Annotated in this window: 15 protein-coding genes; 7 read left to right on the top strand and 8 right to left on the bottom strand. The window is 72.0% G+C overall.

From position 1 onward, the window contains the following. The first annotated feature begins 89 nt into the window (after positions 1-89). Positions 90-761, top strand: coding sequence for an endonuclease NucS (nucS, locus tag ACFW47_RS31410; protein ID WP_386286941.1), 672 nt, complete (start codon positions 90-92; stop codon positions 759-761). A 67-nt stretch (positions 762-828) separates the two neighbouring features. Here nucS and ACFW47_RS31405 read toward each other — a convergent pair whose 3' ends face one another. From ACFW47_RS31405 to ACFW47_RS31390, 4 genes are all read right to left on the bottom strand, one after another. Next, positions 829-3,486 (bottom strand): ATP-binding protein, encoded by a 2,658-nt coding sequence (locus ACFW47_RS31405; protein WP_386307810.1) that lies wholly within the window; start codon positions 3,484-3,486, stop codon positions 829-831. Between the two features lie 306 nt (positions 3,487-3,792). Beyond that, the gene (locus tag ACFW47_RS31400; RefSeq protein WP_386286937.1) at positions 3,793-4,116 is read right to left on the bottom strand and encodes an STAS domain-containing protein; all 324 of its coding nucleotides are present in this window, start codon (positions 4,114-4,116) and stop codon (positions 3,793-3,795) included. 199 nt (positions 4,117-4,315) lie between these two features. Continuing rightward, entirely contained in the window at positions 4,316-5,164 is an 849-nt protein-coding gene (locus tag ACFW47_RS31395) for a 3-hydroxyacyl-CoA dehydrogenase family protein (protein ID WP_386286935.1), read from the bottom strand. Positions 5,165-5,300: 136 nt separating this feature from the next. Continuing rightward, positions 5,301-5,942 carry a TetR/AcrR family transcriptional regulator gene (locus ACFW47_RS31390; protein WP_386286933.1) on the bottom strand — a complete coding sequence of 214 codons (642 nt, stop codon included), beginning with the start codon at positions 5,940-5,942 and terminating at the stop codon, positions 5,301-5,303. A gap of 81 nt (positions 5,943-6,023) precedes the next feature. Here ACFW47_RS31390 and ACFW47_RS31385 point away from each other — a divergent pair, with 81 nt between their 5' ends. From ACFW47_RS31385 to ACFW47_RS31375, 3 genes are read left to right on the top strand one after another with little or no spacing between them, the layout of a single operon-like run. Beyond that, entirely contained in the window at positions 6,024-6,806 is a 783-nt protein-coding gene (locus ACFW47_RS31385) for an ABC transporter ATP-binding protein (protein WP_386286931.1), read from the top strand. Between the two features lie 17 nt (positions 6,807-6,823). Then, on the top strand, positions 6,824-7,573 hold the full coding sequence (locus tag ACFW47_RS31380; protein ID WP_386307808.1) for an ABC transporter permease: 750 nt from the start codon (positions 6,824-6,826) through the stop codon (positions 7,571-7,573). Between the two features lie 13 nt (positions 7,574-7,586). After that, the gene (locus ACFW47_RS31375; RefSeq protein WP_272587645.1) at positions 7,587-8,159 is read left to right on the top strand and encodes a cob(I)yrinic acid a,c-diamide adenosyltransferase; all 573 of its coding nucleotides are present in this window, start codon (positions 7,587-7,589) and stop codon (positions 8,157-8,159) included. On the opposite strand, the gene ACFW47_RS31370 is transcribed toward ACFW47_RS31375, so the two are convergent. Both ACFW47_RS31370 and ACFW47_RS31365 read right to left on the bottom strand, forming a co-directional pair. After that, positions 8,156-8,353, bottom strand: coding sequence for a DUF5708 family protein (locus ACFW47_RS31370; protein WP_386286927.1), 198 nt, complete (start codon positions 8,351-8,353; stop codon positions 8,156-8,158). The genes ACFW47_RS31375 and ACFW47_RS31370 overlap by 4 nt on opposite strands. Then, positions 8,350-8,940, bottom strand: coding sequence for a hypothetical protein (locus tag ACFW47_RS31365; protein ID WP_386286925.1), 591 nt, complete (start codon positions 8,938-8,940; stop codon positions 8,350-8,352). Before ACFW47_RS31365 ends, ACFW47_RS31370 begins: the two co-directional genes overlap by 4 nt. 152 nt (positions 8,941-9,092) lie before the next feature. Here ACFW47_RS31365 and ACFW47_RS31360 point away from each other — a divergent pair, with 152 nt between their 5' ends. The 3 genes from ACFW47_RS31360 (at position 9,093) to ACFW47_RS31350 (ending at position 12,901) form a co-directional block, all read left to right on the top strand. After that, positions 9,093-10,289, top strand: a complete 1,197-nt coding sequence (locus ACFW47_RS31360) for a sensor histidine kinase (protein WP_386286923.1) — start codon at positions 9,093-9,095, stop codon at positions 10,287-10,289. Then, entirely contained in the window at positions 10,286-10,927 is a 642-nt protein-coding gene (locus ACFW47_RS31355) for a response regulator (protein ID WP_386286922.1), read from the top strand. Before ACFW47_RS31360 ends, ACFW47_RS31355 begins: the two co-directional genes overlap by 4 nt. A gap of 147 nt (positions 10,928-11,074) precedes the next feature. Further along, the gene (locus tag ACFW47_RS31350; protein WP_386286920.1) at positions 11,075-12,901 is read left to right on the top strand and encodes a glycosyl hydrolase family 18 protein; all 1,827 of its coding nucleotides are present in this window, start codon (positions 11,075-11,077) and stop codon (positions 12,899-12,901) included. Between the two features lie 81 nt (positions 12,902-12,982). Here ACFW47_RS31350 and ACFW47_RS31345 read toward each other — a convergent pair whose 3' ends face one another. After that, positions 12,983-13,429: a DUF2550 domain-containing protein gene (locus ACFW47_RS31345; protein ID WP_386286918.1), complete on the bottom strand. Its 447-nt coding sequence runs from the start codon at positions 13,427-13,429 to the stop codon at positions 12,983-12,985. A gap of 142 nt (positions 13,430-13,571) precedes the next feature. Next, complete coding sequence (locus ACFW47_RS31340) at positions 13,572-13,946, bottom strand: F0F1 ATP synthase subunit epsilon (protein ID WP_386286916.1); 375 nt, start codon at positions 13,944-13,946, stop codon at positions 13,572-13,574. Positions 13,947-14,044: the final 98 nt, after the last annotated feature.

Raw genomic sequence — 14,044 nt, 5'->3', positions numbered from 1 at the left:
GGCCAATGGGATAAGTGGGACGGGCCGCGCGGGCTCCCCGGCACGGGCGAATCGCGTCGGACCGGGCGCGTCGAGTAGCGTTGCCGACCATGCGTCTCGTCATTGCCCGCTGCTCGGTCGACTACGCCGGGCGGCTCACCGCCCATCTCCCCTCGGCTCCCCGTCTGATCCTGGTCAAGGCGGACGGCAGCGTCTCGATCCACGCCGACGACCGGGCCTACAAGCCCCTCAACTGGATGTCGCCTCCGTGCACCCTCAAGGAGGGCACGGGCGAGGAAGAGGGCGTCTGGACCGTCGTCAACAAGGCGGGCGAGAAGCTCATCATCACGATGGAGGAGATCCTGCACGACTCCTCGCACGAGCTGGGCGTCGACCCGGGCCTGATCAAGGACGGCGTGGAAGCGCACCTCCAGGAGCTGCTCGCCGACCGCATCGAGACGCTGGGCGAGGGCTACACGCTCATCCGCCGCGAGTACATGACCGCCATCGGCCCCGTCGACATCCTGTGCAGGGACGCCGAGGGCCGGACCGTCGCGGTGGAGATCAAGCGGCGCGGTGAGATCGACGGCGTGGAGCAACTCACGCGCTATCTGGAGCTGTTGAACCGCGATCCGCACCTCGCCCCGGTGCGCGGCGTCTTCGCCGCCCAGGAGATCAAGCCCCAGGCACGCGTGCTCGCCACGGACCGCGGCATCGGCTGCCAGGTGCTGGACTACGACGCCATGCGGGGCATCGAGGACGACAAGCTCCGGCTGTTCTGAGGGAGCGCCGGGTACGACGTGCGAAGGGGCCGGGTCCGTGAAGCGGACCCGGCCCCTTCGCGTGACCTCAGATGATCAGGCCCTCCGCCGAGCCCGTGCCGCTCGGCGCCCCCGTGCCGGTGCTCGCGGTGCTGCTCTGCGTGGCGGTGGAGGGGGTGCCGGCGGGGGAACTGGCGGTGGTGGTCGTCTCGCTCGGGCCGCTGGCGCTGGTGGACGTCTCCGGAGGAGTCGTCTCGGGGTCCGAGGTCGACGGCGGGGGCGTGGTGGGCTCGCTGGGCTCGCCGGTCGGCGTGGTCGGGTCGGGGTCCGGCTCCGTGTCGGTGGGCTTCGGCGAGGTCGGGTCCGGGTCGTCGGACGTCGGCGGCTTGGACGACGAGGTCGGGCCGCCCGGCTCGTCCGAGTCGCCCGGGTCAGGGGAGTTCTGGCCGCCGGGCTCGCCGGAGGCGCTCGCGCCGTCCGACGGCCGCGCCGAATCGCTCGGCGTCGGGTCGTCCGACGTGCCGACGGTGCCGTCCGGGCCCGGGTCGGTGGGCCGGCCGCCGCCCCCCGGGCCGGCACCGTCGTCCGACGGCCGGTCCGCGCCCAGGCTGCCGTCGTCGACGCCCTGGCTGGCCGACGGGTTGACGCCGACCTCGTTGGAGGGAGTACCGGCGTCGTTCTCCGAGGTGGCACCGAGGGTCACCACGGTGCCGAGCACGGCGACCAGCAGCGCGCCGGCCCCGGCGGCCACGAGGTTGCGCCGTGCGAATCCCTTGATGCCCCCGCCGACCGTCCGCGACCGCTCCGTGTCGGGTTCCCGGCTGGTGACCAGGGTCGGGGACTGCGGGGACGGCTGGAGCGGCGGGAAGGGTGCGGAGACGCCCGCGGACGGCGACGCCGACTCCTCGTTGCGGGCGTCGGGCACCTCCTCCCCCGCAGTCGGGCCGAGGCCGAGGCCCACGCCGACGGCGCCGAGTCCGGCGGCGGCTTGGGAGCCGCCGAACGCGCCCGCGCCGACGCCCGGCCCGGGGGTGTCCCCGGAGCGGTCGGTGACCAGGGCCAGGGCACGGCGCCCGGCGACGGCGCCGCGCTTGTCGGACAGGGCGCCGCGCAGCCCGATGGAGGCCTCCAGCTCGGCGCGGGCCCGGTCGAGCTGCCCCTCGCACAGCGCCAGGACGCCGAGTTCGTGGTGGAAGTACGCCTGCTCGGCGACGTCACCGGCGAGCCGGGAGGCCTCGGTGCCGGAGCGCAGCGAACGCTCCCAGGCGCTCCAGTGCAGCCCGGCGGCGAACGCGGGCGCCGCGGTGCGGGCCAGCTGGACGGCGGGGCTCTCCTCGCCGTCCGCGGGGCGGGTCGTCGTCGGGACCAGCACGGCGAGGGCGGCCAGTACGGCGTCGGCCTCGGCGCAGACCCGCTCGGGGGTCACCGAGGGGTGCCCGGCCCACCAGGCGTAGTGCTGGGCGGCGGCCCGTGCGCGCTCCGGTGCGCCGTCGGCGTACCCGGCGCTCTCCAGCTGGGTGAGCACCCCGGCGGCGAGCCGGTAGCGGGAGCCGACCGGCGAGACCAGCCCGCAGTCGGCAAGCTCGCCGAGGGCGGCGTCCGCGTGGGTGTCGCCGACCAGTGCGGGCAGGTGCGCCTGGTGCGGCACCTCGCCGCCGAGGGCGACGGCGAACTCCAGGGTGGCGCGGGCCGAGGCGCTGAGCCGGGAGGCGAGCAGCGGCGCGGGCGCGGCGGCCTCGCCGAGGGACGGCAGGGGTGCGTCGTCGCTCCCGGCGGCGTCGCGGGGGGTGTCGTCGGCGGGGCCGGCGTCGGCGAAGACACCGAACTCGTCGACGGCGTCGGCACCGGCCCGCTGCCGGTCGCGCCGGCGCAGCAGGGCACCGGCCTGGACGAAGCGCAGCGGCAGGCCCTCGGACTCGAACCAGAGGTCGCCGGCCCAGTTGGCCTCCTCCTCGGTGAGGGCGCGGCCGGCGGCGCGCTCCAGCAGCTCCACGCCGTCCGAGCGGTCCAGGCCGGTGAGGAAGACCTCCTCGACGGCCGAGTCGGCGGAGGGGGCGGGCACGTCCGGGGTGGCCCCGATGAGCCAGGCGCACTCGGGGGTGGCGTCCAGCAGCTCGTCGAGGGCGGTGCCGCCGAACTCGACGTCGTCCAGGACGACGACCGCGCCGACCTCCCGGAGCCGGGCGAGCAGCTGCTCGCGGTCCGGCCGGTGCAGGGGTGCCCGGTGGACGGCGTAGAAGAGGTCGTGGAGGAGGTCGCCGGCGGTGCGGTGGAAGCCGCTCAGCCGGACGACCCCATCGGGTGCGAGCCCCGCGCAGTCCTCGGCGACGACGTCGAGGAGGCTGCTGCGGCCGGAGCCCGCCGGGCCGGTGAGGCGGACGGAGCGGCCGCGGGCGAGCAGCCGCACCAGGCGTTCGCGTTCGTCGTCGCGGGCCAGCAGTCCGAGCACGGTGCGGGTCGGGCCCGGCGGGACGGGCGGCCGGACGGCCCGTGCCACCTCGGCGCGTTCGGCCGCGGTGAGCTTCTCGGGCCGGGCGGGCCGCTCGGCCGGCGGGCAGACCTCGATCTCGCTGCCGTCGACGGGGTTGACGGTGAGCAGGAGGTCGCCGGAGACGAGCTGCACCGTGCGGGCGAGCGCCGGCGCGTGCTGTCCGAAGTCGGGCGTGAGAGGGTCCCTGGGCGGGCGCGGGCGCGGCGTGTCGCCGTCGTGGCCGTGCTCCTCGGGTCCCCGGTTGTTCGGGTCCATAGGTTCAAGCCCCCCAAAAGCGTCGTGTGCCGGTCCCCCGGTCGGGACCACCCTCCCGGCCTTGCCGCACACCGCGCTGTCGCTTCTGGTCCGGGCCCGCCGGTGGGTTGCGAAAGGGGCGGGCAGCCAGACCCTAAACCTTCGCTCAGTATCTACGACAGTCCGGGGTGCCGACCCGTCCGAGACGTCACGGTCTCGTGAGGATTGCGCGTGTCGGGCGGTTGCCGCTCGGTTCGACGGGCGGTGTCCGGGTCCCCCCGGTCCGCCGGGCCACACGGGTCCATGACGTCACACGGTCCGTCGCGGTCACACCCTGGGCAGGGTCTCCACGCCGATGCCGCCCTCGATGGCGAGGATCCGGTGCAGCCGGGTGGCCACCAGCAGGCGCTGCATCTGCGGCGGTACACCGCGCAGCACCAGTCGGCGGCCGCAGCGGCCGGCCCGCCGGTGGGCTCCCATGATCACGCCGAGCCCGGTGGCGTCCCAGGAGTCCAGTTCGGACAGGTCCAGTACCAGGTCGCCGACTCCGTCGTCGACGGCCGAGTGCAGGGCCGTACGGGCGTCCGCCGCGCTGCGGACGTCGAGGCGGCCCCCGACGACCAGCTCGACGTGGTCGCCCCTGATGTGCATATGCGCTCCCCGGCGTGGGTCTTCGTCTACGTCGTCTTCGTCGTTGTGCGGTGCGGTGGTGCGGCCCAGCGTTGTCGACCATCGGCGGTATCAGGTGTTGCTACCTCTGACTGGCCGAAACGATCGGAGGTTGCCGCCTGTAAGCGAACCGATACCGAATTCACCCCGCCGTGTGATGTTCGGCGGGGCTGATGCGGCCTCAGTGCTTGTAGAAGCCCTGCCCGCTCTTGCGGCCGATGTCACCGGCGTCCACCATCCGGCGCATCAGCTCCGGCGGGGCGAACTTCTCGTCCTGGGACTCGGTGTAGATGTTGCCGGTGGCGTGCAGCAGGATGTCGACGCCCGTGAGGTCGGCGGTGGCCAGCGGTCCCATGGCGTGTCCGAAGCCCAGCTTGCAGGCGAGGTCGATGTCCTCGGCGGTGGCGACGCCCGACTCGTACAGCTTCGCGGCCTCGACGACGAGGGCGGAGATGAGGCGGGTGGTGACGAAGCCGGCGACGTCGCGGTTGACGACGATGCAGGTCTTGCCGGTGGACTCGGCGAACTCCCGGGCGGCGGCGAGCGTTTCGTCGCTGGTCTTGTAGCCGCGCACCAGCTCGCACAGCTGCATCATCGGGACCGGCGAGAAGAAGTGGGTGCCGACGACCCGCTCGGGGCGCTCGGTCACGGCCGCGATCTTGGTGATCGGAATGGCGGAGGTGTTGGAGGCGAGGATCGCCTCGTCCTTCACCAGCTTGTCGAGTGCGCGGAAGATCTCATGCTTGACCTCCAGCTTCTCGAAGACGGCCTCGACGACGACGTCCGCGTCGGCGGCGGCGTCCAGGTCGGTGGTGGCGGTGATGCGCGCGAGGGCGGCCTCGGCGTCGTCGGCGGCCAGCTTGCCCTTGGCGACGAACTTGTCGTACGAGGCCTTGATGCCGTCGGTGCCGCGCCGCAGCGCCTCGTCGGTGACGTCGCGCAGGACGACGTCCCAGCCCGCCTGGGCGGAGACCTGGGCGATGCCCGATCCCATGAGACCGGCTCCGATGACGGCGAGCTTCCGTGCCACTGTGCGACTCCCCTGATACGCGCTGATTCTCGTCTCTCGGCCGGAGATTAGCGGGCGTGAGGCGCTGTGTGACCGGTTAGTAACGCGCGTCACGTCTCAGATGACGGACATCACACCAACGTGTGCCATTCGGGTGTCAGCGCGCGCCTCGTACGGCGTAGTTGAGCACCTTCTCGCTCAGCAGCTCCTCCATCTCGTCCAGCAGCAGGAGCACCTCGCGGGAGACCCCGGAGGGCTTTCCGCCGGCGATCATGCGCTGGCCGATGGCCGCCATGACCGTGCCGTGCAGCCAGTTGATCTGACCGGCCATCAGGGCGGGTGTCATGTCGTCGTCCGCGCTGCCGGTCTCCTCGCGCAGGGTGTGCTCCAGGTTCAGGAGCACTTCCTGGCCGATCGCCCACATCCGCGAACGGAGGGCGGGCGAGTCCTGGATGACCGTCATGAACTTCGCGTAACCGTCCATCAGGCCGATCCGGGGCGAGACCGTCTCGACCTCCTCGCGCAGCTCGCGCAGGACGGCACGGGCCGCCGACTCCCCGTCGCGCCGCCCGCGCACCCAGCGGGAGAGCCGGTCGATCACGCCCTTGGACCGGTCGAGGAACAGGTCCTCCTTGGCCGGGAAGTAGTTGTAGACGGTGTTGACGGAGACGTTCGCGGCGTCCGCGACCTCCGCCACCGTCACGGCCTCGAAGCCGCGCTCCAGGAACAGTCCCGTGGCGACATCCGAGATGTACTGCCGGGTCTGCCGCTTCTTCCGTTCCCTGAGTCCCTCGGCCATGCCACGCATCCTAGCTTCGCTGAGGCTGCTTAAAACTTGGGGTCGTTGCAAAATTTCAGCGGCTCTGTTTTTCTGGGGCGCATGGCAATCATCAGTACGGCCGGTCTGGCCCGTACCTTCTCGACGAAACACGGCCCGGTCGAGGCGGTGCGCGGCATCGACCTGACCGTCCACGAGGGCGAGATCCTGGGCTTCTTGGGCCCCAACGGCGCCGGCAAGACCACCACCCTCCGGATGCTCACGACCCTGCTCGCCCCCACCGGCGGCGCGGCCACCGTCGCCGGCCACGACCTGGCGACCGACCCGGGTGGAGTGCGCGCGGCGTGCGGGTACGTGGCGCAGTCCGGCGGCGTGGACACGCAGATCACCGTGCGGGAGGAGCTGGTCACCCAGGGCCGCCTGTACCGGCTGACCAGGGCGCGGGCCGCCGAGCGCGCCGACGAGCTCGCCCGCGACCTGGGCCTCACCGAGCTGCTGGACCGCAAGTGCGGCGCGCTCTCGGGCGGGCAGCGGCGCCGGCTGGACATCGCGATGGCGCTCACGCACCGCCCGAAGGTGCTGTTCCTGGACGAGCCGACGACCGGCCTGGACCCGGGCAGCCGCGCCGACCTGTGGGATCTGGTCCGCCGGCTGCGCGACGAGCACGGCACCACCGTCTTCCTGACCACCCACTACCTCGACGAGGCCGACGCCCTCGCCGACCGCCTGGTGGTCGTGGACCGGGGCGTGGTGGCGGCCGACGGCACGCCGAGCGCGCTGAAGCTCCGGTACGGCGGCTCGCTCGACGCCTCCCTCCAGGAGACCTTCCTGGCCGTCACCGGCCGCAGCGCCGCTCCGGCCGACTCCGCCCCCGTAGCCGTATAACCGCCCGAGGACCTCCGATGCTGCTCCACGACACCGGCCTCATCTACGGCCGCTACCTGCGCCAGTCACTGCGCTCCCGGTTCGCGCTGCTCTTCGGTGTGCTGATGCCGCTGCTGTACCTGCTCTTCTTCGGCCCGCTGCTGACCGACCTGCCGCTCGGCGGGCGGGGCAGCTCCTGGCAGGTGCTGGTCCCCGGCCTGCTGCTCCAGCTGGGTCTGTTCGGCGCCTCCTTCGCGGGCTTCTCGATCATCATCGAGAACGGTCAGGGGGTGGTCGAGCGCATGCGGGTAACGCCCGTCAGCCGCCTGGCGCTGCTGCTCGGCCGGGTGCTGCGGGACGCCACCGTCTTCGCCTTCCAGGCGGTGCTGCTGGTCCTGGCCGCGCTCGTGATGGGCCTGCGCGCACCCCTGCCCGGCGTGCTGATCGGCTTCGCGTTCGTCGCTCTGCTCACCGTCTCGCTGGCGTCGCTGTCGTACGCGCTGGCGATGAAGGTCCGCACCCCGCAGGAGTTCGGCCCGACGATCAACGCGCTCACCATGCCGTCGATGCTGCTGTCCGGCCTGATGCTGCCGATGACGCTGGGCCCTGCCTGGCTGGACGTGCTCTCGCACCTGATGCCGTTCCGCTATCTGGTCGACGCGGTACGGGACGCGTACGTCGGCTCCTACGCGAGCGCCCACATGTTGTACGGGGCTCTGGTCGCCGTCGCCTTCACCGCGCTGGCCGTGACGGTGGGCACACGCGTGTTCCGTACCGCCGGGGCGTAACTACGCTGACCCCATGGTCAACCTGACGCGCATCTACACCCGGACCGGCGACCAGGGCACCACCGCCCTCGGTGACATGAGCCGGGTCCCCAAGACCGACCTGCGTATCTCCGCGTACGCCGACGCCAACGAGGCGAACGCGGTGATCGGCACGGCGATCGCCCTCGGCGCCCTGCACGAGGAGGTCGTCAAGGTCCTCGTCCGCGTCCAGAACGACCTCTTCGACGTGGGCGCGGACCTGTCGACGCCGGTGGTGGAGAACCCGGAGTTCCCGCCACTGCGGGTCGAGCAGTTCTACGTCGACAAGCTGGAGGCGGACTGCGACCGCTTCCTCGCCGAGGTGGAGAAGCTCCGCTCCTTCATCCTGCCCGGCGGCACGCCCGGCGCGGCCCTGCTGCACCAGGCGTGCACGGTGGTCCGCCGGGCCGAGCGCTCGACGTGGGCGGCCCTGGAGGCCCACGGCGAGACGATGAACCCCCTCACCGCGACCTACCTGAACCGCCTCTCCGACCTGCTCTTCATCCTGGCCCGGGTGGCCAACAAGGAGGTCGGGGACGTGCTGTGGGTGCCGGGCGGGGAGCGCTAGCCTGCCGTGTGCCGGCGCGCCGACCGGAATAGGCCCCACAAGGTCTGCGCGCCGCCGACGCACATCATCACGACGCCGGCCTTCGTCAGTTCGACGACGGGGACGTCCACGTCCCCCGCGAACATCCAGAGGACGAGGCCGGCCACGAAGATGCCGCCGCCCTCCCACAGCGAACGTTCCGCCAGGCCCTTCATCGGCGCGCGCCCTCCCTCTCCTTCACCGTCTCCGACTCGGCCGGCGCCGTGCCCCCCGGGTCCTTCTTCGGCCAGATCAGGTACCCGAGGGCCACCAGGCCGTGGATGGCGAGGACCCGGACCGCCGCCCACTGGAAGGCGCGCAGGGACGAGACGTCGCCCTGGTCGCCGACGTACCAGACCGCGCCCTGGAGCAGCGCGCAGGCCACGGCCGCGCCCAGCAGGGTGCGCAGCCACAGCCGGCCCTCGTGGGCCGCCCTCGCCCTGCCGTAGCGCGGGGGCTTGGCCGGCGGCGGGCCGCCGGCCAGGCGGTGGGCGGCGTGGCCGTCGAGCCAGCGGATCGTGTAGTGGCCGTACGCGACCGTGTAGCCGATGTACAGCGCCGCCAGGCCGTGCTCCCAACCCGGCTCGGCGCCGTTCTTCAGGTCCCATGCCGTCGCGGCGAACAGCACCAGTTCCAGCACCGGCTCGCACAGCAGCAGGAACACGCTGGTGCGACGCCACTTCAGCAGGTAGCGGGCGGCCAGCCCGAGGGCCAGCAGGACCCAGAAGCCGACCTCGCAGGCGATGATCAACGCGACGACCACGACGCACTCCCTTCCTTCACCCTTCCAGGCTGCCGTCGCGAGCCGCCGCGTTCGTCGTCGCCGGGGGCGAACCTGCGGTACATCGAAAGATGCAGTGCGGGACCGTTCCGCGGGACCAGGCGAGCGGCGCGCGGGCCGTGTTGGATGGTGGCATGGCCGTACGACTCCCCCGCCCGCGCCGCTTCGACGTGTACGCCGCGTCGGCCGGTCTGCTCGGCGGCCTGCTGCTGTGGGGCATCGGCCTGGGCGTGCGGCCCGCCGACGACCCGATCGTGCTGTTCGACGGCCGCTGGCCGCTGCTGGTCCCGCTCGCCGTCATGGCGGGCTGCGAGGTGCTGCGCCGGGCCGCACCGCGCACCGGCCTGCTGATCGGCACGGCCGCCCTGGTCACGGACACCGTCACGCAGGGCAGTCTGGTCACGCTGATCATGTACACCGACCTGATGTACGCCGCCGTGCTGTACGGCCCGCCCGCCTCGGCCCGCCGCATCCCGTGGATCACCGGGCTGCTCACGGTGGCCGCGACCCTGGTGCCGTTCGCGGTGTGGCGGGTGCCCGAGGCACTGCTCATCGGTGTCGCCGTCGGCGTGGTGTCGTTCGCGCCCGCCTCCACCGGGCTGATCGTGCGCAACCACCGCGAGGCCGCCGACGCCGCCCTGCTGCGCGCCGAGCAGACCGCGTTGCTGGCGGAGACGGACCGCGTCCAGGCGGTGACCGCCGAGCGCGCCCGGATGGCCCGCGAGCTGCACGACATGGTCGCCAACCACCTCTCCGCGATCGCCATCCACTCCACGGCCGCGCTCTCCCTCGACGACCCGGCGACCACCCGGCAGGCCCTTGGCGTCATCCGCGAGAACAGCGTCGAGGGGCTGGCCGAGATGCGGCGGCTGATCGGCATCCTGCGGGACGACGGTGGGGACACCGAGCCGGCCGCCGCCCCCACCCTCGACGGCCTCGACGCGCTGGTCGACGGCGCCCGCGCCAACGGTCTCGACGTCACCCTGGAGACGGCACCCGGCGAGGGGCTGCCGGCGCCGGTCGAGCTGGCCGCGTACCGGATCGTGCAGGAGTCCCTCACCAACGCCCTCAAGCATGCGGCGCCGGGGACGGTGCGCGTCGAGCTCGCCCGGCGCGACGAGGCGCTGCACATCCGGGTGAGCAGCCCTTACGGCGACCGGGACACCCCGAGCGCCCCCGGCTCGGGCGCCGGTCTGGTCGGCATGCGGGAGCGGGCCGCGCTGCTGCACGGCACCTTCGAGGCCGGGCCGGTCGCGGACCCCGAGCCGACGGGCGGCAAGATCTGGGCCGTACGCGCCGCCCTGCCCCTGAACGAAGGAGATCACGCATGATCCGCGTCCTCGTCGCCGAGGACCAGTCCGCCGTACGCGCCGGACTGGTGCTGATCCTCGGCAGCGCGCCGGACATCGAGGTGGTCGGGGAGGCCGCCGACGGGGAGCAGGCGGTGGAGCTGGCCCGGGAGCTGCGTCCGGACCTGGTGCTGATGGACGTTCAGATGCCGCGGCTGGACGGGGTGTCGGCTACGCGGCGGGTGGTCGGCGAGCAGCTCGCCGACGTGCTGGTGCTGACCACCTTCGACCTGGACGAGTACGTCTTCGGGGCGCTGCGGGCGGGGGCGGCCGGGTTCCTGCTGAAGAACACCGAGGCCAAGGACCTCCTCGCGGCCGTGCGCACGGTGGCGGGCGGCGAGGGGATCGTCGCCCCGGCCGTCACCCGACGGCTGATCGCCGAGTTCGCCGCGAAGCCGGTGCGGGAGCCGGCCGCGGAACCGGCGGCGCTGGCGGAGCTGACGCGGCGCGAGCGCGAGGTGCTGTCCTGCCTCGGTGAGGGGCTGTCCAACGCCGCGATCGCCGAGCGGCTGGAGATGGCCGAGGCGACGGTGAAGACGCACGTCAGCCGTCTGCTGGGGAAACTGGGGCTGCGCAGCCGGGTGCAAGCGGCGGTGCTGGCGCAGGAGTTGGGGATCTAGTTTCCCCTCTCAACCACGGTCTCAACCACAGCGCGCCACATTGGTCCAGACCTATTGACCTATGGTCCAGACCTTTCTATTCTCGCGGCACTGCGGGCATGAGGCTCAGTCATGCCCACAACAACATCCCCACATAAGGAGGCGCACATGCGCTTCAGACACAAAGCCGCGGCACTCGCAGCGACCCTGGCGCTTCCCCTCGCCGGGCTGGTCGGGCTCGCGAGTCCGGCGCAGGCGGCCACGAGCGCGACGGCCACCTTCGCCAAGACCTCGGACTGGGGCACCGGCTTCGGCGGCAAGTGGACGGTGAAGAACACCGGTACCACCACCATCAACTCCTGGACCGTCGAGTGGGACTTCCCCTCCGGCACCAAGGTCACCTCCGCCTGGGACGCCACCGTCACCAACGCCGGTGACCACTGGACCGCCAAGAACGTCGGCTGGAACGGCACCCTCGCCCCCGGGGCGACCGTCTCCTTCGGCTTCAACGGCACCGGCCCCGGCTCCCCCGCCAACTGCAAGCTCAACGGCGGCAGCTGCGACGGAACCTCCGTACCCGGCGACGAGGCCCCCTCCGCGCCCGGCACACCCACCGCCTCGGACATCACCGACACCTCGGTGAAGCTGTCCTGGTCGGCGGCGACCGACGACAAGGGCGTCAAGAACTACGACGTCCTGCGCGACGGCGCCAAGGTGGCCACCGTGACGGGCACCTCCTACACGGACACCGGCCTCACCAAGGGCACCGACTACTCCTACAGCGTGCAGGCCCGCGACACCGCCGACCAGACCGGTCCGGTGAGCGGCGCGGTGAAGGTCACCACCACCGGCGACGGCGGCGGCCCCCAGCCGCAGCCGGGCGAAGAGGTCAAGCTCGGCTACTTCACCAACTGGGGCGTCTACGGGCGCAACTACCACATCAAGAACCTGGTCACCTCCGGCTCGGCCGAGAAGATCACGCACATCAACTACGCCTTCGGCAACGTCCAGGGCGGCAAGTGCACCATCGGTGACGCCTACGCCGACTACGACAAGGCCTACACGGCCGAGCAGTCCGTGGACGGCGTCGCCGACACCTGGGACCAGCCGCTGCGCGGCAACTTCAACCAGCTGCGCAAGCTGAAGGAGCAGTACCCGCACATCAAGGTGCTGTGGTCCTTCGGCGGCTGGACCTGGTCCGGCGGCTTCCCCGACGCGGTGAAGAACCCGGCCGCCTTCGCGAAGTCCTGCCACGACCTGGTCGAGGACCCGCGCTGGGCCGACGTCTTCGACGGCATCGACCTGGACTGGGAGTACCCGAACGCCTGCGGTCTCAGCTGTGACACGACCAGCGCCCCGAACGCCTTCAGCACCATGATGAAGGCCATGCGGGCCGAGTTCGGCGACGACCTGGTCACCGCGGCCACCACCGCCGACGCCTCCGACGGCGGCAAGATCGAGGCCGCCGACTACGGCGCCGCCGCGCAGTACATCGACTGGTACAACGTGATGACGTACGACTTCTTCGGCGCCTGGGCGAAGAACGGCCCGACCGCTCCGCACTCGCCGCTGACCTCGTACGCCGGCATCCCGCAGCAGGGCTTCAACTCCGCCGAGGCGATCGCGAAGTTCAAGGCGGTCGGCGTGCCGGCCGACAAGCTGCTCCTCGGCATCGGCTTCTACGGCCGCGGCTGGACCGGCGTCACCCAGTCCGCGCCCGGCGGCACGGCGACCGGCCCGGCCGCCGGCACCTACGAGGCGGGCATCGAGGACTACAAGGTCCTCAAGAACAGCTGCCCGGCCACCGGCACCGTCGCCGGTACCGCTTACGCGCACTGCGGCAGCAACTGGTGGTCCTACGACACCCCGGCCACCGTCAAGTCCAAAATGGACTGGGCCGAGCAGCAGGGCCTGGGCGGTGCCTTCTTCTGGGAGTTCAGCGGTGACACCGCGAACGGCGAGCTGGTGAGCGCCATCGACAGCGGTCTGAAGTAGTACCTGAAAGAGTCACCTAAGCGACATTGACGCTCCCCCAGACTTCGTCCGGGGGGACCGCCACCCAGCGAGTGAACGTGGCTACGCCACGTTCACTCGCTGTCCGGGCGGGGCTGCCTCCAGCCACGCGAGGAATCCGGTCAGCGCGTCTTCGCTCATCGCCAGTTCGAGCCGGGTGCCGCGATGGAGACAGGCGAGCACCACGGCGTCCGAGAGCAACGCCAGCTCCTCCTCCCCCTCGGGCAGCCGGCGGCCGGCCACCTCGATGGCCGAGCGCTCCAGTACGCGGCGCGGGCGGGGAGAGTACGAGAAGACGCGGTACCACTCGACCCGGTCGCCGTTGTAGCGCGCCACTCCGTAGGCCCAGCCCTTGCCGCCGGCGTCGCCCTCCTTGGGGGCGTCCCAGCGCAGGGAGCAGTCGAAGGTGCCGCCCGAGCGCTGGATCAGCCGACGGCGCAGCCCGAAGACGAAGAGCCCGATCACCACCAGGGCCACAACGATTCCGCACACAGTCAGAGCGAGGGCCATCGACACCGACCTCCTCGTCTCCTAGGTAACGGAACGGAAAAAACACCCGGATCTGCCTCAGCCGCGGCCGGGTCCGGATCGCTCCGGTCCCAGCCGCGGCTGAGTGACGTCATGGCACGACGTTATCGCACAGTGCTGTGGATCAGCGTCCCGCCGCCGCGCGCAGACGGACGTCCGCGCGACGCTCGGCGTGGGCGTCGCCCTCCGCCTTCGCGCGCTCGAGCTCCCGCTCCGCGCGCTGGACGTCGATCTCGTCCGACAGCTCGGCGATCTCGGCCAGCAGGGAGAGCTTGTTGTCGGCGAACGAGATGAAACCGCCGTGCACCGCGGCGACGACCGTCCCACCGTCACTCGTACGGATGGTCACCGGGCCCGACTCCAGCACACCGAGCAGCGGCTGGTGACCGGGCATGACGCCGATGTCGCCGGACGTGGTGCGCGCGACGACCAGGGAGGCCTCGCCGGACCAGACCTCTCGGTCGGCCGCGACCAGCGCGACGTGCAGCTCAGCAGCCAAGGTGGCTCCTCGGGTCACCACCCGGCCGGTCAGCCGGGTGTTGGTTACAAGTCTAAGGGGCGTGACGGAGGGGACGGGACGTGCCCGCCCCCTCCGGT

Source organism: Streptomyces sp. NPDC058796, from assembly GCF_042745235.1.
GTDB lineage: Bacteria > Actinomycetota > Actinomycetes > Streptomycetales > Streptomycetaceae > Streptomyces.
Note: the sequence above shows the minus strand (reverse complement) of the source record. Positions and strands in the feature narration are given on the sequence as shown.

Bases quoted from the DNA above. Each gene is read 5' to 3' on its own strand.
- ACFW47_RS31345 (WP_386286918.1), bottom strand. From the start codon at position 13,429: ATGGCCCTCGCTCTGACTGTGTGCGGAATCGTTGTGGCCCTGGTGGTG.
- ACFW47_RS31355 (WP_386286922.1), top strand. From the start codon at position 10,286: ATGATCCGCGTCCTCGTCGCCGAGGACCAGTCCGCCGTACGCGCCGGA.
- ACFW47_RS31390 (WP_386286933.1), bottom strand. From the start codon at position 5,942: ATGGCCGAGGGACTCAGGGAACGGAAGAAGCGGCAGACCCGGCAGTAC.
- ACFW47_RS31370 (WP_386286927.1), bottom strand. From the start codon at position 8,353: ATGAAGGGCCTGGCGGAACGTTCGCTGTGGGAGGGCGGCGGCATCTTC.
- ACFW47_RS31405 (WP_386307810.1), bottom strand. From the start codon at position 3,486: ATGGACCCGAACAACCGGGGACCCGAGGAGCACGGCCACGACGGCGAC.
- ACFW47_RS31400 (WP_386286937.1), bottom strand. From the start codon at position 4,116: ATGCACATCAGGGGCGACCACGTCGAGCTGGTCGTCGGGGGCCGCCTC.
- ACFW47_RS31350 (WP_386286920.1), top strand. From the start codon at position 11,075: ATGCGCTTCAGACACAAAGCCGCGGCACTCGCAGCGACCCTGGCGCTT.
- ACFW47_RS31380 (WP_386307808.1), top strand. From the start codon at position 6,824: ATGCTGCTCCACGACACCGGCCTCATCTACGGCCGCTACCTGCGCCAG.
- nucS (WP_386286941.1), top strand. From the start codon at position 90: ATGCGTCTCGTCATTGCCCGCTGCTCGGTCGACTACGCCGGGCGGCTC.
- ACFW47_RS31360 (WP_386286923.1), top strand. From the start codon at position 9,093: ATGGCCGTACGACTCCCCCGCCCGCGCCGCTTCGACGTGTACGCCGCG.
- ACFW47_RS31375 (WP_272587645.1), top strand. From the start codon at position 7,587: ATGGTCAACCTGACGCGCATCTACACCCGGACCGGCGACCAGGGCACC.
- ACFW47_RS31385 (WP_386286931.1), top strand. From the start codon at position 6,024: ATGGCAATCATCAGTACGGCCGGTCTGGCCCGTACCTTCTCGACGAAA.